The sequence below is a fragment of the Paracoccus albus genome (genome assembly GCF_027913035.1).
Taxonomy (GTDB): Bacteria; Pseudomonadota; Alphaproteobacteria; order Rhodobacterales; family Rhodobacteraceae; genus Paracoccus; species Paracoccus albus.
Genome location: NZ_CP115775.1, coordinates 3,198,889 through 3,216,662, shown reverse-complemented (window position 1 = coordinate 3,216,662; position 17,774 = coordinate 3,198,889). Strand labels below are relative to the sequence as shown.

17 protein-coding genes are annotated in these 17,774 nt (G+C 61.2%); 7 read left to right on the top strand and 10 right to left on the bottom strand.

Features of this window, described 5'->3' with window-relative positions; genetic code table 11:
• Positions 1–19: 19 nt before the first annotated feature.
• Complete coding sequence (locus tag PAF20_RS16140; protein ID WP_271071613.1) at positions 20–973, top strand: L-threonylcarbamoyladenylate synthase; 954 nt, start codon at positions 20–22, stop codon at positions 971–973.
• A gap of 20 nt (positions 974–993) precedes the next feature.
• On the opposite strand, the gene PAF20_RS16135 is transcribed toward PAF20_RS16140, so the two are convergent.
• A complete protein-coding gene (locus PAF20_RS16135; RefSeq protein WP_271071612.1) occupies positions 994–1,557 on the bottom strand; it encodes a YqgE/AlgH family protein in 564 nt (187 codons plus the stop codon).
• Between the two features lie 103 nt (positions 1,558–1,660).
• Between PAF20_RS16135 and PAF20_RS16130 the strand changes: the two genes are divergently transcribed.
• A complete protein-coding gene (locus tag PAF20_RS16130) occupies positions 1,661–2,422 on the top strand; it encodes a protein-disulfide reductase DsbD domain-containing protein (RefSeq protein ID WP_271071611.1) in 762 nt (253 codons plus the stop codon).
• A gap of 3 nt (positions 2,423–2,425) precedes the next feature.
• Here PAF20_RS16130 and argF read toward each other — a convergent pair whose 3' ends face one another.
• The 5 genes from argF to PAF20_RS16105 all read right to left on the bottom strand — a co-directional run bounded on the left by argF (position 2,426) and on the right by PAF20_RS16105 (position 6,500).
• Entirely contained in the window at positions 2,426–3,352 is a 927-nt protein-coding gene (gene argF / locus PAF20_RS16125) for an ornithine carbamoyltransferase (protein ID WP_271071610.1), read from the bottom strand.
• 121 nt (positions 3,353–3,473) lie between these two features.
• On the bottom strand, positions 3,474–3,950 hold the full coding sequence (locus PAF20_RS16120) for a GNAT family N-acetyltransferase (protein ID WP_271071609.1): 477 nt from the start codon (positions 3,948–3,950) through the stop codon (positions 3,474–3,476).
• Positions 3,943–5,121 (bottom strand): aspartate aminotransferase family protein, encoded by a 1,179-nt coding sequence (locus tag PAF20_RS16115; protein WP_271071608.1) that lies wholly within the window; start codon positions 5,119–5,121, stop codon positions 3,943–3,945. Before PAF20_RS16115 ends, PAF20_RS16120 begins: the two co-directional genes overlap by 8 nt.
• A gap of 168 nt (positions 5,122–5,289) precedes the next feature.
• Positions 5,290–5,685, bottom strand: a complete 396-nt coding sequence (locus tag PAF20_RS16110) for a VOC family protein (protein WP_271071607.1) — start codon at positions 5,683–5,685, stop codon at positions 5,290–5,292.
• Positions 5,682–6,500, bottom strand: coding sequence for an ABC transporter permease (locus tag PAF20_RS16105; protein ID WP_271071606.1), 819 nt, complete (start codon positions 6,498–6,500; stop codon positions 5,682–5,684). The genes PAF20_RS16110 and PAF20_RS16105 overlap by 4 nt, the downstream gene beginning before the upstream one ends.
• 109 nt (positions 6,501–6,609) lie before the next feature.
• On the opposite strand from PAF20_RS16105, the gene PAF20_RS16100 reads away from it, so the two are divergent.
• Both PAF20_RS16100 and PAF20_RS16095 read left to right on the top strand, forming a co-directional pair.
• Positions 6,610–7,233 (top strand): GcrA family cell cycle regulator, encoded by a 624-nt coding sequence (locus PAF20_RS16100; protein ID WP_271073351.1) that lies wholly within the window; start codon positions 6,610–6,612, stop codon positions 7,231–7,233.
• Positions 7,234–7,273: 40 nt separating this feature from the next.
• Positions 7,274–7,543 carry a sulfurtransferase TusA family protein gene (locus tag PAF20_RS16095; RefSeq protein ID WP_271071605.1) on the top strand — a complete coding sequence of 90 codons (270 nt, stop codon included), beginning with the start codon at positions 7,274–7,276 and terminating at the stop codon, positions 7,541–7,543.
• Here the strand turns inward: PAF20_RS16095 and PAF20_RS16090 are convergent.
• The 4 genes from PAF20_RS16090 to PAF20_RS16075 form a co-directional block, all read right to left on the bottom strand.
• Positions 7,531–9,810: an NADP-dependent malic enzyme gene (locus PAF20_RS16090; RefSeq protein WP_271071604.1), complete on the bottom strand. Its 2,280-nt coding sequence runs from the start codon at positions 9,808–9,810 to the stop codon at positions 7,531–7,533. The two genes, PAF20_RS16095 and PAF20_RS16090, sit on opposite strands and share 13 nt — an antisense overlap.
• A gap of 72 nt (positions 9,811–9,882) precedes the next feature.
• Entirely contained in the window at positions 9,883–12,945 is a 3,063-nt protein-coding gene (locus PAF20_RS16085) for an efflux RND transporter permease subunit (RefSeq protein ID WP_271071603.1), read from the bottom strand.
• Positions 12,942–14,033 (bottom strand): efflux RND transporter periplasmic adaptor subunit, encoded by a 1,092-nt coding sequence (locus PAF20_RS16080; RefSeq protein ID WP_271071602.1) that lies wholly within the window; start codon positions 14,031–14,033, stop codon positions 12,942–12,944. The genes PAF20_RS16085 and PAF20_RS16080 overlap by 4 nt, the downstream gene beginning before the upstream one ends.
• Complete coding sequence (locus PAF20_RS16075; protein WP_271071601.1) at positions 14,030–15,064, bottom strand: efflux RND transporter periplasmic adaptor subunit; 1,035 nt, start codon at positions 15,062–15,064, stop codon at positions 14,030–14,032. Before PAF20_RS16075 ends, PAF20_RS16080 begins: the two co-directional genes overlap by 4 nt.
• A 347-nt stretch (positions 15,065–15,411) precedes the next feature.
• Here PAF20_RS16075 and arfB point away from each other — a divergent pair, with 347 nt between their 5' ends.
• Genes arfB through PAF20_RS16060 form a run of 3 tightly spaced genes read left to right on the top strand, consistent with a single transcriptional unit; the run spans position 15,412 to position 17,748 of the window.
• Positions 15,412–15,837: an alternative ribosome rescue aminoacyl-tRNA hydrolase ArfB gene (gene arfB / locus PAF20_RS16070; protein WP_271071600.1), complete on the top strand. Its 426-nt coding sequence runs from the start codon at positions 15,412–15,414 to the stop codon at positions 15,835–15,837.
• Between the two features lie 49 nt (positions 15,838–15,886).
• On the top strand, positions 15,887–16,276 hold the full coding sequence (locus PAF20_RS16065; RefSeq protein ID WP_353620600.1) for an NUDIX hydrolase: 390 nt from the start codon (positions 15,887–15,889) through the stop codon (positions 16,274–16,276).
• Between the two features lie 50 nt (positions 16,277–16,326).
• Positions 16,327–17,748 (top strand): inorganic phosphate transporter, encoded by a 1,422-nt coding sequence (locus PAF20_RS16060; RefSeq protein ID WP_271071598.1) that lies wholly within the window; start codon positions 16,327–16,329, stop codon positions 17,746–17,748.
• The last annotated feature ends 26 nt before the right edge of the window (positions 17,749–17,774 follow it).

The window sequence follows — 17,774 nt, the reverse complement described above, 5'->3', positions numbered from 1 at the left end:
ACGACGGTCTTAGAGTTTGATGCAAGTCGAAACCCGCCTGCTCACCCCCGAAGCTGAACATCTGGCTTATGCAGCGATGAGGCTTGCGCAGGGCCACCTGGTCGCCATGCCGACAGAAACGGTCTACGGGTTGGCTGCGAATGCCCGCAATGCGGACGCTGTCGCAAGAATTTATGAGGTCAAGGGCAGGCCAAGCTTTAACCCTCTGATCGTTCACGCGCCGGACCTGCCAACGGCCGAAACCATCGGAATTTTCAATAATCAGGCAAAACAACTTGCCACCACATTCTGGCCGGGCGCGTTGACATTGGTTGTCCCGCTGCTGCCGGAATCGGGGATCGCGTCAATCGTGACGGCGGGGCTGGATACGATTGCGATACGCGTGCCCGCCCATCCGGTTGCGCAGGATCTGCTGCACGCATTTGGCGGGGTTGTCGCGGCCCCGTCAGCGAATCTGTCGGGCCGGATCAGCCCGACCACAGCGGCGCATGTGATGGGTGGTCTGGATGGAAAGATCGCCGCCGTGATTGATGCCGGACCATGCGAAGTGGGTGTCGAATCGACGATCATCGGCTGGCAGGCGGGCCGCCCGGTCCTGCTGCGCCCCGGCGGCATCCCTATCGAGGCGATTTCCGACAGTCTCGGGCAGGCAGTGACCCTGCCCGCCGCGAATATGGACCCGAGCAGACCGGCAGCGCCCGGCATGTTGTCCAGCCATTACGCCCCGCAAGCTTCGGTCAGGCTGAACGCCAAGGCGGCTGAAGACGGTGAATTCCTGATCGGCTTCGGTGCGGTCACCGGAGACATCACCCTGTCCGCCACGGGTGATATGGTCGAGGCCGCGGCGAAGCTTTTCGACACCCTTCACCGAGCTGACGAAACCGGCAGACCCATTGCCATCGCGGCTGTGCCGTCCAACGGTCTGGGCCGCGCCATAAACGACCGCCTGCGCAGGGCAGCCGCGCCGCGCTAGAGCCGCCGCTCGCGTTACCGTCAGGCGCGCCCCGCCGCACCCGATAGCGACAGCGGATCAACACCTAGCGAGCCAAGCGCCCGCATCCAGGCAGCATCGGGCTCACCGAAGGCATAATCGGGGTCCATATCGGCAATCAGCCATCCATTCGCCCGGATTTCATCGTCCAACTGCCCCGGTCCCCAACCGGAATAGCCAAGCGCCAGAATTGCCTTGGCCGGGCCGCGACCCTCTGCCAGATCAACCAGGATATCGCGAGTGGTTGTCAGCGCCAGCCCGCTGCCGACATCCATAGAGCCTTCGGGGTCGACCTCATGGTGCGGATGCAGAACGAAGCCGCGCACAGGCTCTACCGGGCCGCCGGTACGAACGGGCAGGTCGGCATTTCCGCCGCTGTCCTCAATCCCCAGCATCTCCAGCAGCTTGGGAAATACCATACCACGCATCGGCTGGTTCAGAATGATTCCCATCGCCCCTTCTTCCGAATGGGCGCAGATCAGCACGACAGAGCGTTGGAAACGCTGATCACCCATTTCAGGCATGGCAATCAGTATCTTGCCGGTCAGGTCGCTTTCATCGGTCATCGCGTACCTCCTAGCCTTCAAGATCGGCCTTCGCCGGCGTTTCGGCAAGGGCTTGTCGAAAAGGTGATTTCAGCAGGCGGCGTTGGCGCGGTAGACGAGGGGCATGAAACTCTTGCCTGTCCTGATTTTGATCACCGCCCTGCCCGCCGCCGCGCAAGACCTTCCCCAAGGCTTGCAATCTGCCCGCCTGATGCCCGGATGGATGACAGAGGACGGGCAAAGGACCGCCGCTCTGGAACTGGTGCTGGAGCCTGGGTGGAAGACCTATTGGCGCAGCCCCGGTGATGCCGGCCTGCCGCCGGAATTCGACTGGAAGGGCAGCAATATCGGGAAGGTGACGTTCCATTGGCCTGCGCCGGAGGTGATCGTGTCGGACGGCATTCGGACGCTGGGATACCATGACCGTCTGGTGCTGCCCTTCACGGTCGAGCCAGAGCAGGGCGGCGAGCCTATCGGCATTTCTGCCGATGTCACATTCGGCTTGTGTGAGAATATCTGTATCCCCGCATCTCTGGAACTTTTCGCGCCCGCAGCAGGCGCTGTGCCCGACCCCGCAATTCAGGCGGCCATGGATGCCGCGCCCGCGCTTGTGAACCGGAAGCCTGCCTGCGAGATTGGCGAGATCGAGGACGGGATGAGCGTCACGCTAAGCACACCCGAACCCGGCGCGGAACTGGCCGTCGAATATGGCGGCGCGCCGGATATCTGGGTGTCAGCGCCAGAGTTCAACGCTGAGCGCTCCGAAGTAACGGTCGATCTGGTCGCGCCAGGCGGCAAGCCGTTCCCGGTCGATCCCGCTGCCGTGGTCCTGACCGTGCTTGGGCAGGATGGCGCAACCGAATTTCGTGGTTGCGCCGCAGGCTAGGCATCAGACGCCAAGGCACCACCGCATGATCGCCTTTTGCGCGTGAAGCCGGTTTTCGGCCTCATCGAAAATGACAGAGTGCGGGCCATCCATCACCGCACTCGTCGCCTCATCATTGCGATGGGCAGGCAGGCAATGCATGAACAAGGCATCCGGCTTAGCCTTCGCCATAAGCTCTTCATTGACCTGATAGCCGCGAAGCTGGTTATGCCGACGCTCTTTCGCGGATTCGGGATCGTGCATACTGACCCATGTGTCAGTCACGACCAGATCGGCACCGTCAACGGCTTTGCTCGGATCCCGCTCAATCTCGGCGCTCACGCCCTGCTGACGCGCGAAGTCCAGCCACTCACGCTCTGGGTCGAGGGTTTGGGGGCCCGTAAAGGTGAAGTCGAAGCCGAACTGGCCCGCCGCGTGAAGGAAGGATGCACAGACATTGTTTCCATCGCCCGACCAGACGACTTTCTTGCCGTCGATGGGACCGCGATGTTCCTCATATGTCAGCACATCGGCCATGATCTGGCAGGGATGGGTGCGGTTGGTCAGCCCGTTGATGACCGGAACCGTCGCATATTCCGCCATTTCGTGCAGCGTCGCCTCTTCAAAGGTGCGGATCATGATCAGATCGACGTAACGGCTGAGAACGCGCGCGGTATCGGCAATCGTTTCGCCATGGCCAAGCTGCATTTCCTTGCCGGACAGAACCATTGTCTGACCGCCCAGCTGGCGGACGCCGACGTCAAAGCTGACACGCGTGCGGGTCGACGGCTTTTCAAAGATCAGCGCCACCATGCGCCCGGCAAGCGGCTGGTCGTCATCCGGCGTTCCCTTTGGCCGGCCATTGCGGGCCGTTTTCATCGCGCGTGCATTGTCGATGATGGATCTGAGTTCGGCCTTATCCGTGGTGTGAATATCAAGAAAGTGCTTCATCTGTCTGTCTTTCGGCTGGATCGGGCCAGCAAGCCCATAACTTGAACCGGGGTCAAGGGGGCGCTGCCCCCGGCGCGCGTTCCGCGCACCTCCCCCGAGGTATTTCGGCACCAAAGACCCGTTATCGTCGGCGCGTCATCACCAGCACAGGCTTGCCATCGGCATCGGGCCGGATGACGTCGCCGTCAAAGCCTGCCTTGCGATAGGCGCGGACGGCGGCGACATTATCTGTTGTCGGGTCGATGGCCAGCATCGAGACATCCGCCAGCAGGCTGTCGCCAAGCTGGCGCAGCCACGCGCCGCCGTGACCGAAACCTTTCGGCCCGCTGAAAAGGTCGAGCGCAATGGTGTCATACGGCAGATGGCCGAATTGCGGTGCCGGCCAGCGGCGTGCGCGGTAGTGCTGGACATATGCGATGGGTTCGTCATCTAGGCTGACGATCATCGGCGAAACTGACGGATCGGCGATATGTTCGCGTATGCCCTTTATCTGGTCCGGCCCGTTCGGCCACCAGCGGCTGACCTGTAACTGGCCAAGCCAGCCCGAAAGCATGGTCAGATCATTGCCCGTGACGGCGCGGAAATCATACTCAGCCATTCAGCGATCCCGCCGCCTTGTCCAGACGATCAACTGCTTCGGCGATTTCTTCGTCGGTGATGTTGAGCGGCGGCAGAAGCCGCACCACATTATCCGCCGCCGCGACGGTCAGAAGCTGCTGGCTATATCCCGCCTGCACAAGATCGCCGGGCGCAATCTTGCATTTCAGCCCCAGCATAAGGCCCTGCCCGCGCACGCTTTCGAAAACGCGGGGATGACTGGCGACCAGACCCTCCAGCTTCTGGCGCATCAGCGCGCCTTTGCGCGTGACCTCGGCCAGGAAGTCAGGTTCGGCGACGATTTCCATTACGCGTACGCCGACCGCGCAGGCCAGCGGGTTGCCGCCATAGGTCGAACCATGCGTGCCCGCGACCATGCCCGCTGCGGCGCTTTGCGTGGCCAGCACTGCGCCCAAGGGGAAGCCACCGCCAATGCCCTTGGCGACCATCATGATATCGGGCGCGATGCCCGCAAATTCATGCGCGAACAGCCGACCGGTGCGGCCCATACCGCACTGAACCTCGTCAAGGATCAGCAGGGTGCCGGTATCATCACAGAGCTTTCGGATCTCTCGCAGATCTTCATCAGGCAGGGGCCGGATACCGCCTTCGCCCTGCACAGGCTCTATCATCACGGCGCAGGTCCGGTTGGTAATGGCCGTGCGCAACGCCTCTGTGTCGCCGAAGGGAAGCTGACGGAAGCCCGGCATCAGAGGGCCGAAGCCCTTGACCATCTTTTGGGATCCGGCCGCCGCGATGGCACCGGTGGAGCGGCCGTGAAAAGCGCCCTCAAATGTCAGGATCTCCACGCGCTCGGGCTCGCCCTTTTCGTCGTGGTATTTGCGGGCCATCTTGATCGCCAGCTCTGCGGCCTCGGTCCCGGAATTGGTGAAAAAAACCGTATCCGCGAAGGTGTTTTCGACCAGCAGATCGGCCAGCTTTTCCTGCTGCGGGATATTGTAGAGGTTTGAGACATGCCAGATCTTGCCCGCCTGTTCGATCAGTGCGCCGACCAGATCGGGATTGGCGTGGCCGAGCGCATTGACCGCAATACCCGCCCCCAGATCCAGATAGCGCGTTCCGTTCTGGGCAATGGCCCAGACCCCTTCGCCACGCTCAAACGTGATGGGCGCACGGTTATAGGTCGGCAGAACATGCGGGAAGTCGGACATGAGAAGGCTCCTTCAGGCTGGCCTTGGGTCGGGATAGCAGATGGATTGCGCCCGTGTAACCGCCGGACATGCGGGATCATACGCCTCAGCGGCGTCGGGGACAGGCAATAAGGGCAGTCCATACGATCATGCGGATTGAATGGGGCAAAAGCGACGTGACGGCAAGCGCTATTTTCGCTGCCAGAGATCCCAGCGATTGCCCCAGAGGTCGCGGAACTTCGCGACACGGCCATATTCGGTCTCGCGCGGGGTTTCTTCGAAATGCACGCCTTCGGCCAGCATACGGGCGTGATCCGCGTCGTAATCATCAGAGTGCAGGAAGAACCCGACGCGCCCGCCGGTCTGATTACCGATAAAACCCTGCTGCCTTTCCCCATTGGCACGGGCCAGAAGAATGGCACAGCCCCCACCCTTCGGCGCGACGACGACCCAGCGTTTCGGACGCCCGTCATCGGTCAGCGAAGGGCTGTCCTCGACCAGATCGAAATTCAGAGCTCGCCGGAACCAATCGATCGCACGGTCATAATCGTCGATGACAAGGGTGATCAGGGCAAGATGGCTCATGGTTTCAACCGGTATCCACTGCGCAGAAGCCACCACGCCAGTGTACAGACCGCGATGACGACCAGCAGGCAGACCACGAAGCCCAAGACCGGGCTTGCATCGCTGACGCCTGTGAATCCGAAGCGGGCACCGTCTATCAGATAGAAGATCGGGTTGGCATGGCTGATCGCGCGAAAAAAGGGTGGCAGCGCCTCGATCGAGTAGAATGTGCCGGAAAGGAAGCTGAGCGGTGTCACGATGAAATTGGAAATCGCCGCCATCTGGTCGAATTTCTGCGCGAGGATGCCACCCAGCAGACCCAGCCCGCCCATGAGGAGTGCACCAAGGACAACGAAAGCCACCGCAATTACGGGATGTTCGGGAAGCTGACCCAACAGCAGCGCCATGCCCGCGCCGATGACCACGGCGACAAGTCCCGCACGGGCGACGGCACCAATCAGGTAACCTGCCAAAATCTCTCCGCCCGAAAGGGGCGGCATCAGCGTGTCGACGATATTGCCCTGCATTTTCGACGAAACGATGCTGGACGACGTGTTGGCAAAACTGTTCTGGATGACCGACATCATCAGAATGCCGGGGCCAAGAAAGGCGAGATAGGGCAGGCCCATGATCTCTCTGTCGCCTCGCCCGAGGGCGACGCTGAAAACGATGACAAACAGCCCCGCCGTCATCAAGGGCGCAAAGATCGTTTGCTGCCAGACGGCCATGAATCGCATGATCTCGCGGCGGGACAAGGTGTACAGACCCAGCCAGTTTATCCGCCCGAATCGGCGGGAACCCATGGGTTGGCGGGAAATCGTGTCAGATTCAGTCATGTCGGCTTCTTGAATTGGCAGGCGGGGCAGGATATTTCTGGGCATTCCCGGTGTGACCGGGCAAGTCTGAAAATGCAAGATGGGCGGACGATCCGCCGGAAAGGCCGATATGTCCTGGACCGACGAACGGGTCGAAACGCTGAAGCGGATGTGGTCCGAAGGCCAGTCCGCCAGCCAGATCGCGAAAGAGCTGGGCGGCGTCACGCGCAATGCGGTGATCGGCAAGGTTCACCGCCTCGGCCTGTCCAACCGGGATGAGCCGGAGGCAGAGGCATCGACTTCTGCACCGAAGGCAGAACCGGCAAAAGCCGAGGCCAAGGCCAAGCCCGCGCCAAAGGCGAAACCTGCGCCCAAGGCAGAACCAGCAAAGGCCGAGGCCAAGCCCGCCCCGGCAGAGCCGGAGCCATCGACCCAATCGGCAGAACCGCCTGCAACGGTCTCTTTCTCTAACCGGCGGCCTATCGTGCCAGCGGGCCAGCCGCTGCCGCCGCAGCCTTCCGCGAATGAAATCAGCCCGGAAGCTTTGGCCAATGTGCGCGAGGTCGAGAAGAAGGCCCGTAAGCTGTCGCTGATGGAACTGACCGAACGCACCTGCAAATGGCCGATCGGCGATCCGGCAACCGAAAGGTTCTGGTTCTGCGGCTTGCCCAGCCAGGCAGGCAAACCCTATTGCGAGGCCCATGTCGGCGTTGCGTTTCAGCCCATGAGCTCGCGCCGCGACCGCCGGCGCTGATGCTTGCATGGCTTGATCAGCCGGAAACCGGCGATGCCGCATGACCGAAATCGACGAGATCGAGATTGACGGGCGCGGGCTGTTGTGCCCCCTGCCCGTCCTGCGATTGCGTAAAGTCCTGACGGGGCTGCCCGCAGGCAGCCGTGTTACCCTGATCGCCACCGACAAAATGGCCGCCGTCGACGTCCCGCATTTCTGCACGCAGGCCGGGCATGAGTTGCTTTCCGTGACTGAACGCGACGGCGAGACGCGTTACGAGGTCATGCGCGGCGATGCCTACGCCTGCCGCGCCGACGATCAGCGCGCCTGACCCAACCGACCTGCGGCAATGGCCGCCATATTCAGAATGTCGCTGACAGTCGAAGAGGTCGAGCAGATCTGGATCGGCTTGGCCACCCCGGTCAGAATCGGGCCGATCACCGTTGCGCCTGCCATTTCCTGCATCAGCTTGACAGAGATAGAGGCAGAATGCCGCGCAGGCACAACAAGCACATTCGCCGGCGCGCTCAGCCGAGAGAACGGGAACTTCGCCGCCTGATCCATATTCAGCGCGACATCGACCGTCATTTCGCCCTCATATTCGAAATCGACGCCGCGCCGGTCGAGGACATGGGTCGCCTCTGCCATTTTCTCGGCCCGTTCCGAAATCGGATAGCCGAAATTCGAGAAGGACAGGAAGGCCACGCGAGGCTCCAGCCCCAGATGGCGGGCGACATGGGCACCACGCACGGCGATATCGGCCAGATCCTCGGCCTCGGGCCATTCATGAACCAGAGTATCGCCGATCAGCACGATCCGGCCCTTGTGCAGGACAGCCGTAATGCCGACCGTCCCGTCCTGAGGGCGCACATCGAAAACCTGCCCGATCTGGGACAGCACATGCGCGTTCTTGCGTGTCGCACCCGTCACCAGCCCGTCGCCATGCCCATGCGCCAGCATCAGCGAGGCAAAAATGTGACGGTCGCGGTTGACCTCTTTATGCGCGTCCTCGCGGTCGACGCCCTTGCGCTGCAACCTAGCGTAAAGGAAATCATGATAGGCATCGAGGTGCCGCGTATTGGCCGCGTTCACGACCGTCAGTTCGCGCACGGCATCGCCCAACCCGGCTGCTTCCAGCTTCTTGCGCACATCGTCCTCGCGACCCACCACGATGGACGCGCCCATGCCGCCCCGCTGCCAGGCCACGGCCGCACGCAGAACACGCGGATCGTCGCCTTCAGCGAAGATCATCCGCGCCTGTCGCTGCCTTGCGCGGGCGTGAATGCCCTGAAGAATTGCCGCCGTCGGGTCCATGCGGGCCTGTAGCGCGTCGCGATAGGTTTCCATGTCGATGATGGGCCGCCGCGCCACGCCGGTATCCATCCCGGCTTTGGCAACGGCGGGCGGCACGACATGGATCAGACGGGGATCAAATGGCGTGGGGATGATATAGTCGCGGCCGAATTGCAGCTTGCGCCCATAGGCGACGGCGACTTCATCCGGCACATCCTCTCTTGCCAGTTCCGCGAGTGCCTGCGCACAGGCGATCTTCATCTCGTCGTTGATGGCGCGGGCATGAATGTCCAGGGCACCCCGGAACAGATAGGGGAAACCAAGGACGTTATTCACCTGATTGGGATAATCGCTGCGGCCCGTCGCCACGATGGCGTCGGGACGGACCTCATGCGCATCCTCTGGGGTGATTTCCGGATCGGGGTTGGCCATGGCGAAGATGACCGGGTTTTCGGCCATGCTTTCCACCATCGCCTGCGTCACCGCACCTTTGGCCGAAACGCCAAGAAACACGTCAGCACCCTTCATCGCCTCTTCCAGCGTTCGGGCATCCGTCACGGCCGCATGGGCCGATTTCCACTGGTTCATGCCCTCTGTCCGGCCCTGCCAGATCACGCCCTTGGTGTCGCACATGATGCAATTGTCGTGCCGCGCACCCATCGCCTTCAGCAGTTCCAGGCATGCGATGCCGGCCGCACCCGCACCGTTCAGGACGATGCGCACATCCTCGATCTTCTTACCGGAAAGTTCGAGCGCGTTGATCAGCCCCGCCGCGCAGATCACCGCGGTGCCGTGCTGGTCGTCATGAAAGACGGGGATGTCCATCAGCTCTTTCAGGCGCTGCTCGATAATGAAGCATTCCGGTGCCTTGATATCTTCAAGGTTCACGCCGCCGAAGGTTGGCCCCATCAGGCGAACGGCCTGAATGATCTCGTCGGGGTCTTCGGTATCCAGTTCGATGTCGATGGCATTCACGTCGGCAAAGCGTTTGAACAGAACCGCCTTGCCTTCCATGACCGGCTTCGACGCAAGCGCCCCCAGATTACCAAGCCCAAGAATCGCCGTCCCGTTAGAGACGACAGCGACGAGGTTCCCCTTCGTCGTATAGTCATAGGCTGTCTCGGGTCGTTCGGCGATCGCCTCGACCGGGACTGCGACGCCCGGCGAATAGGCCAGCGAAAGATCGCGCTGCGTCGCCATCGGGGTCGAAGGCACGACGTCGAATTTCCCCGGCCGGGGGTCCATGTGATAGGAAAGCGCCTCTTCCGGCGTAATGCGGGCGGTGCGGGGCTTGTTGTCGGTCATGGAGTCCTCCGGCCAGATGTCACGGCCTCTCTACGCGCAGCGCGAAGGGCCCTCAATCGGTTTGCGCCACCATTACGCGGCTGGCCGATCCTTTGGCGCCTTCACATTGAAGACAGCGCAATAAAGGGCGGGCACGAAAAGCAGCGTGATCAGCGTTCCCGCGATAATGCCGCCCATCATTGCATAGGCCATCGGTCCCCAGAATACCTGCCGGGCAATTGGTATCAGCGCAAGACTGGCCGCCGCTGCCGTCAGCAGAATCGGCCGCGCCCGGCTGTCGGATGCCTCATACACAGCACGCCAGCGATCATGGCCATGTTCGATAAGGTTCTGCACCTCATGCACAAGGATGATCGAGTTTCGGATCAGGATTCCGGCAAGTGCCAAAATCCCCAGAATTGCGACGAACCCCATTGGCACGTTGAAGCCAACCAGCACTATCACCACGCCAATCAAGCCAAGCGGTGCCGCGGCGAATACAATGGCGGCAAGCCGGAAGCTTTGCATCTGCGCCATGATCAACACCGCCATGACCAGCAGCATCATCGGCACGACTGCCGCAATCGGTTCCTGACTTTCAGCAGAGTTTTCAACGGTGCCGCCCACCACGACCTTCACGGTCGGCGGCAGCGTTTCCTGAAAGGCGGCGACTTCATCGGACAGATCGGCGACAAGCGTTGCCGGTTGATCTCCGCTGGCGATATCAGCCTTCACCGTAACCGTTGGCAGCCCGTCGCGCTGAAGGATCAGGGGTTGTTCGGTACCATATTCAACACTTGCCAGGCTCGCCAGCGGAATGGGCGTGCCCGAAGCCGTCGAAAGCTGCAGGTTGCGCAGCGTGTCGATAGAGCTGCGCTCATCCGCGTTGCCGCGCGCGACCACGTTAATCAGGAACTCACCATCGCGCAGTTGCGTGACCGTCTGGCCCGAGAAAAGCACCGACAGCGCGTCGGCAATATCAGCCGAACTTATGCCCAGCCGTCGCGCCTGATCCTGACTGACGTTAAGACGAACCGTCCGCGCAGGCTCATTCCAGTCGAGCGCCACGTCACGAAGCCGCTCATCACCTGCCAGAACCGCCGCAAGCTGGCGGGCGGCATCAAGTGTGCTTTCTATCTCTGGCCCCGTGACGCGGTATTGCACGGGCTTGCCGACCGGCGGCCCGATCTCAAGGTTCTTCACATAAAGACTCTCACCCACGAAAACCGTGCTGGCGAGGTCGTTCAGCTTCGCCTTCAGGCGATCGCGTGCTTCCAGATCCGGCGTCTGGATGACGATCTGACCCATATGCGGCCCTGCTGTCGGCACATCCATCGCCAGAACAAAGCGCGGCGCTCCGTCCCCGATATAAGACGTCCAGAACAGCACGTCCTCATCGTCTTCGAGATAGCTTTCCAGACGGTCGAACACGTCCTGTGTCGCGGCGATGGACGAATTGTGGCGCAACTCGACATCGACCAGAATCTCTGGCCGGTCCGACGTCGGGAAAAACTGCTGCTGAATGAACTGCATTCCCCATATGGACGTACCAAAGGCGATCACCGTGACGGCAATTGTCACCCACTTGAATCGCATCGCAGCGTAAAGCGCACGGTGAAAGTTACGCCGCAGCCAACCGGGCTTCTCGCTTTTGTGCTTCATCTTCTTCGGCAGGAAGGTCACGCCCAGGATCGGCGCGAACAGCACCGCGACCACCCAGCTGACAACCAGAGATACCGCGATCACCACGAACAGCGAGAAGGTGAATTCCCCCGCGTCAGAGTTGTTCAGGCCAATAGGGATAAAACCCGCGACCGTCACAAGCGTGCCGCTTAGCATCGGAAAAGCAATAGACGTCCAGGCATAGGACGCCGCATCCGTCAGCGTCTCGCCCAGCTCCAACCGCGAAATCATGGTCTCAATCGCGATCATGGCGTCATCGACCAACAGGCCAAGCGCGATGATCAAAGCACCCAGCGAAACCCGTTGCAGGGTGATTCCATAGTAATCCATCAACACAAAAGTAATCGCCAGCACCAGCGGGATCGTCATCGTCACCACCATCCCGGCACGCAGGCCAAGGCTGATAAAGCTGACGACAAGAACAATCGCCACGGCCTCGACAAGTGCCTGCACGAAATGGCCGACGGCCTCCTCGACGACATGGGGCTGATCGGCGAACTTCGCCATCTCTATCCCGATGGGCAGATCAGCGGCTACATCGGCCATCAGACCGTCGACCTGCTCGCCGAATTCCAGAATATTGCCGCCTTCCTTCATGCCGATCTGCAATCCGATTGCCTGTTTGCCATTATAGCGGAACAGAGAATCCGGCGGATCCTGATAGCCGCGGCGAACCGTGGCGACATTGGCGAGGTTGAAATAGCGGTCGCCCACCCGCAGGTTGACGTTCGAGATTGAAGTCGTCGTGCTGAATTGTCCGTCCACGCGGACAAGAATGCGTTCCGGCCCCGACTGAATCACCCCGGATGGCGCGATGGCGTTCTGATTGGTCAGTGTCGCCACAACCTCATCAAGGTTAAGCCCCAGTGCCGCCAGCCGCGAGGGGGAGAATTCCAGATAGATTTCCTCCTCCTGATTGCCCAGCAGTTCTACCTTGCCAGCCAGCGGCAGGGCCTGCACCTGATCGCGGATATCGTCGACACGGTCTCGAAGCTCTCGCATCGAGAAACCATCGGTTGTGAAGGCGTAGATATTGCCGAAGACGTCGCCGAAATTGTCGTTGAACTGAAAACCCGCGAATTCCTGCGGGAAATCTGGGCGAATGTCGGACATCATCTGCCGGACACGTTTCCAGACCTCGGGAACTTCGGGCCCCTTTACGGTCGGAAGAAGTTCGACATACACCACCGTCTGACCGGGCATGGTGACAGAGCGCGTGAATTTCAGCTCATCCAGCTCTTCAAGCTTGTTTTCGATCCGCTTGGTCACCTGATCGAGCGTTTCGTCGATCGTGGCGCCGGGAAGTGCTGCGGCGATGACCATCACCTTGATGGTGAAATTCGGATCCTCTTCACGGCCGAGATTGGTATATGAAATTGCCCCTGCCAGCATAGAGACGATCAGCAGAAACCACACGAAGCTGCGGTGTTTCAGCGCCCAGTCGGACAGGTTGAACCGGCGGTGGGGCGTCATGGCTCTACCCTTCTTCCTACGGCTTGTCCTTCCGTCAGGGAATGGACACCGCGAATGACGATTTCCTCGCCATGTTCAATGCCAGAGGCAATCTGCGCCTGACCATCGACAATCGCAGCAACCGAAACCACGCGTTCTGACACGCTGGCTGCGTCGCCCTGACGTGTCACCACCCAGACCGTCGGCTTTTCCTCGCTGCCTGCGATTGCGACAGCGGGCAAGGTCAGCACGGCTCCCGGCTCATCCGCACGCTGGGCGCGGATCAGCGCGTTCAGCCGAAATTCGGCCGCATCATCCATCGTCAGATGCAAGCGCCTCGTCCGGGTCGCGGCATCTGCCAGAGGATCTATCCGGCTGACATGCCCGCTGGTTGCGGTATCCGGGTCGGATTCCAGCCAGATCGAGACCTCCGTCCCCACCGGCTGGCCCACGACTACGGATTCGGGCAAGTCGATCACCGCTTCCTTCGTGCTTTCATCGGAAAGGGTAAGGATCGGGGTGCCGGCGGCGACCACCGCGCCGGGATTTTCCAGCACCGCAGAAACTATACCGTCAAATGGCGCCGCCAACCGTGCGAATCCCTCGGCATCCTCGGCGCGAAGCAATTCAGATCGCGCCTGTTCAAGCCCCGCCCGCGCGGCGCTGAGGCTGCGTTCTGCCTGTTCAAGCTGCGCCTGCGTGGCCACGTTGCGCGCCTCAAGGTCGCGAACACGGTTTGCCGCGGTCTCTGCCGTTTCAAGCGTCACCTCTGCCGTGTCCACGGCGGCACGCGCCGCACGCACATTGTCCTGCAGGTCGTCGGGCGTCAGTTCGGCCAGAATATCGCCCATCTCGACCCTGTCGCCCACATCGACCGGACGCGAGGACAGGCGACCAAGCGTCTGGAACCCCAGATCAACCTCTGTCGCTGCAACCACCACACCGGGAAAGCTGCGCCGCTCTGACGGAATGTCCTGCACGATCTCTGACACGACGGGACGAGGTGGCAGGTCTGCTTGTGGTTCGTCATGACTGGCCCAGGGAAGCTGGAACGCCTGCGCGGAATGAGACGCGGCCAACAGCAGCGCCATAAGGACAAAACGGATCAACTGTCTGCCCCCGCATTTGCAATGGCCCGTCCGGGAAACAGAAGCTGCGAGCCAGAGCCGACAACCGTTTCACCGTCCTCGACACCGCCGGAGAGCAGCACGACCCCGTCATCGAATCGCTCTACCTCGACTTCGCGCAGTTCGCTGGTCGATTCCGCAGTCACCACCCAGACGGCTGGCTTACCATCGGAGGAAGTCAGCGCCGTCCACGGCACGACAACAGCCTCGCCGGTCGACAGAACCATTTCGCCGCTGACAGATGCGCCAAGCAAGGCGACGTCCTCAGGCGCGTCGTGAACCCGTGCAGTGATGCGAACAGAACCCGTTTCGGCATCCACCAGCGGCGCAATCTCGGTTATTTCGCCCGTCATCGGCGACGCCTCGACATCAATCGTTTCCAACGCGACAGGCTTTCCCATCGCATCGCCAAGATGCGCGATATCCGGGGTCAGAAAGATAGCCTCGATCCCGCCGACGGCCGCCAGCGACAGAACCGCCTGCGCCTCACCGACGACCTGCCCCGGCTCTCCGCTGCGGGCGGTCACGACGCCATCGAAGGGTGCAACCAGATCTGTATCCTCGACAGAGCGTCGCGCCTGATCCTGGGCGCTTTCAGCCTGTTTGGTTGCGGCCTCGGCCTCGCTCAATGCCTGCCTTGCCTCGTCGCGGGCGGCGCGGGTGCCGACACCGCGATCCAGCAGGGCCTGCGCCCGCTCAGCCGCCTGCCGCGCCTGATTTTCGGTGGCAACCGCCGATTCCAGCGTCGCCTCCGACGCGTTAAGCGATTGCTGCAGCTGAAGCGGGTCGATACGCGCAAGAAGCTGGCCTTGGGTGAACTCATCTCCCTCGCTCACCAGCATCTCGACGATGCGGCCACCTTCACGAAAGCCGATATCGACGCTGTCGAGCGCCTCCAGAGTGCCGGTCAAACGCACTGCGACGCCGATCTGACTGGATTCCGCCTCAACATACTCGACCAGCAGCGGGTCTGCTGCCCTTGCTGATTCAGCGCCAAAGGCAGATACTATCACGACAAATGCGCAAGAGTACGTAAATGAGCGTTCGGGAAACATCTTTGCTGCTCCAAAATCTGCGTCATAAATGAATGAGATAGCGGAAAATTAAAAGTCTGGGGTCAGGCAGGTTGCCGCAACGTCACGGATGGACTAGCTCCAATCTGCGGCACTAGCACCCGAAGACGGGATATAGACACGAAATTTGTCTAAGAGGAAGTGCGCTAAAGTTACATGAATGTCGCAAGTTTGACCGATATTAGCGTTAACATCGGCCCAGACCGCTGATTGATTGAACTTTCCGCAGCTTCGATGATTGTAAATCTCAGTGGGGCGGGTCAGAGGCGAAACCGAAGATTAAAAATATGTTGCGAGTAAGTGATCAGATCAGCATCGAAGAATGGGAGTTGGTAGAAAGTTTTACCCGCGCGCAGGGGCCCGGAGGGCAGAACGTCAACAAGGTCGCCTCGGCGGTGGAGCTTCGCTTTGAAGCTGAGCGTTCGCCGAACCTGCCGGACCCGGTGAAGCGCCGCCTGAAGCGCCTTGCAGGCCGCCGCTGGACGCAAGACGGGGCAATCGTGATTCTCGCGCAGGAAACCCGCAGTCAGGCCCGCAACCGAGAACTTGCCAGAGAACGGCTGGCAGAGCTTATCAGCCGCGCCACGGTCGCACCGAAGCGGCGCATTCCGACGCGACCTACATTGGGCAGCAAACGGCGCAGGCTGGCCAGCAAGACGCAGCGCGGGCAAGTGAAAGCCCTGCGCGGCCGGGTCGATCACAGCGATGAATAGCACGGTGCGCAATACAATCGGCAAAATACTCGGCCGGCGACCGCCTGTCTTGCAGGTCGCAGCCCTGTGTCTCGACCCCAAGACAAAAAAGGTCCTGCTGATCACCAGTCGCGGCACCGGTCGCTGGATCATTCCCAAAGGCTGGCCGATGAGCGGTCGCAGCGCTTCGGGCGCGGCATTGCTGGAAGCATGGGAAGAAGCCGGCGTTCGCGGGACTGCAAAAGAAAAGCCGATCGGCTACTATGGCTATAACAAAGGGCAAGGGCACGGGCTTACGATCCCGATCAACGTGCAGGTCCACCTGATCCGCGTGAACAAGATGGACAGCGAATTTCCCGAAGCCAATGAACGCAGCCGCAAATGGTTTACCCCGGCAGAGGCGGCAAAGCTTGTGGATGAGGACGAGCTGAAGAAACTGCTTCGCAACTTCCGGCCCTGAGCCATAATCCAAGCCTTGCCGACGACCGTCTATCCCCTATTTATGCCGCCATGCCGACAAAGAACGATTACAGAATACTCGACAAGGATCTGACCCGGCTCGGCCATGCAGAGGGTGCCGGGCGTATCGCGTCGCGCCCATTGCGTCGTATTGGCCTTGTGCTGGCCATCTTGCTGCTGGCCGTGCTTCTGGCGGTTGTCGGTGGCACCGGGTTGCCGGTGTCCGCGTCGGTTGTGCTTGGCTTCAGCGTTGCCATCTATCTCGGCCTTAATATTGGCGCGAACGACGTTGCAAACTCTGCCGGGGCGGCGATTGGGGCAAATGCCATGCCGGTTGGTCTGGGTCTGGCGGCGGTGGCCCTGGCCCAATTGGCGGGGGCACATGTCGCCGGTCATTCCGTAACCGAAACAATCGCCCGCGACATATTGGAAATCAGCGCCGTAGGGACCGGCGCGACGTCAGCACGCATCATGGCAGCGGCGCTGATAGGTGCCGCGCTGTGGATTACATTTGCCAACTGGGCACGGGCGCCAGTTTCGACCACGCATAGCGTCATCGGCGCGGTTTCCGGTGGGGGCATGGCGGGGCTGGGCTTGGCCGCCGTCAACTGGCCGGTCGTCGCCGGGATCGCGATAAGCTGGATCGCGGCCCCAGTCATTTCGGCATTGTTTGCCGCGGCACTGCTGGGTTTCCTGCGTTGGCGCGTGCATTTCGCACCGGACAGGGCGGCCGCCGCGCGTGTCTGGCTGCCCGTCATGATCGGCTCTACCGCAGCCGTCTTCGCGACATATCTGATCATTCTCATTCAGGAAAACCCGCCAAGCTATCTTGAGTTGGTCCTCTGCGCTCTGCTCGGCCTTGCGGCAGGCATCGCGGCCCGCCTGCAGCTGGAGGGCGAGATCAAAAACGGTGCGGATCACAAGCTGACACTGAAGCGTCTGCTGACCGGCCCGCTGGTGATTACGGCGCTGCTTTCTGGCTTTGCACATGGTGCCAATGATGTCGCCAATATCGCGGGTCCGCTTTCGGTGCTGCTTGCTTCCACCGAAAGCGCGCCGCTTTCTGGCTGGGCGGTCGGGCTGGCCGCGCTTAGCATATCGGCGGGATCGTTCATCTTTGGTCGCCGTCTGGTCCAGATGGTCGGCATGTCGATCACGCGGTTGAACCCTGCACGGGCCTTTTGTGCGGCGCTTGCCGCCGCCTCGACCGTATTGGCCTGTTCCGCACTTGGGCTGCCTGTGTCAACCACGCATTGCGCGGTTGGCGGTATATTCGGCGTCGGCTTCTACCGCGAATGGGAGGACCGCTTGCGGCGCAAAACACGAAAATCCCTGCCCGAAGAAGAGGTTGTGCGCCGGCAGCTTGTCAGGCGCAGTCACGTCTGGACGACGCTGGCCGCCTGGGCCGTCACGGTGCCGGGGGCGGGATGCGTTGCAGCAGTAACATACGCGCTGATTTCACTCGTGATCTAATTCTTTGCAACTGGCGAAAAACTGCC

What these genes read in the sequence shown, in the direction of transcription:
- PAF20_RS16095 (WP_271071605.1), top strand. Translation starts at nt 7,274, where the DNA reads ATGACCGAAATCGACGAGATCGAGATTGACGGGCGCGGGCTGTTGTGC.
- PAF20_RS16100 (WP_271073351.1), top strand. Translation starts at nt 6,610, where the DNA reads ATGTCCTGGACCGACGAACGGGTCGAAACGCTGAAGCGGATGTGGTCC.
- PAF20_RS16105 (WP_271071606.1), bottom strand. Translation starts at nt 6,500, where the DNA reads ATGACTGAATCTGACACGATTTCCCGCCAACCCATGGGTTCCCGCCGA.
- PAF20_RS16110 (WP_271071607.1), bottom strand. Translation starts at nt 5,685, where the DNA reads ATGAGCCATCTTGCCCTGATCACCCTTGTCATCGACGATTATGACCGT.
- PAF20_RS16140 (WP_271071613.1), top strand. Translation starts at nt 20, where the DNA reads ATGCAAGTCGAAACCCGCCTGCTCACCCCCGAAGCTGAACATCTGGCT.
- PAF20_RS16085 (WP_271071603.1), bottom strand. Translation starts at nt 12,945, where the DNA reads ATGACGCCCCACCGCCGGTTCAACCTGTCCGACTGGGCGCTGAAACAC.
- argF (WP_271071610.1), bottom strand. Translation starts at nt 3,352, where the DNA reads ATGAAGCACTTTCTTGATATTCACACCACGGATAAGGCCGAACTCAGA.
- PAF20_RS16060 (WP_271071598.1), top strand. Translation starts at nt 16,327, where the DNA reads ATGCCGACAAAGAACGATTACAGAATACTCGACAAGGATCTGACCCGG.
- PAF20_RS16130 (WP_271071611.1), top strand. Translation starts at nt 1,661, where the DNA reads ATGAAACTCTTGCCTGTCCTGATTTTGATCACCGCCCTGCCCGCCGCC.
- PAF20_RS16135 (WP_271071612.1), bottom strand. Translation starts at nt 1,557, where the DNA reads ATGACCGATGAAAGCGACCTGACCGGCAAGATACTGATTGCCATGCCT.
- arfB (WP_271071600.1), top strand. Translation starts at nt 15,412, where the DNA reads ATGTTGCGAGTAAGTGATCAGATCAGCATCGAAGAATGGGAGTTGGTA.
- PAF20_RS16115 (WP_271071608.1), bottom strand. Translation starts at nt 5,121, where the DNA reads ATGTCCGACTTCCCGCATGTTCTGCCGACCTATAACCGTGCGCCCATC.
- PAF20_RS16120 (WP_271071609.1), bottom strand. Translation starts at nt 3,950, where the DNA reads ATGGCTGAGTATGATTTCCGCGCCGTCACGGGCAATGATCTGACCATG.
- PAF20_RS16090 (WP_271071604.1), bottom strand. Translation starts at nt 9,810, where the DNA reads ATGACCGACAACAAGCCCCGCACCGCCCGCATTACGCCGGAAGAGGCG.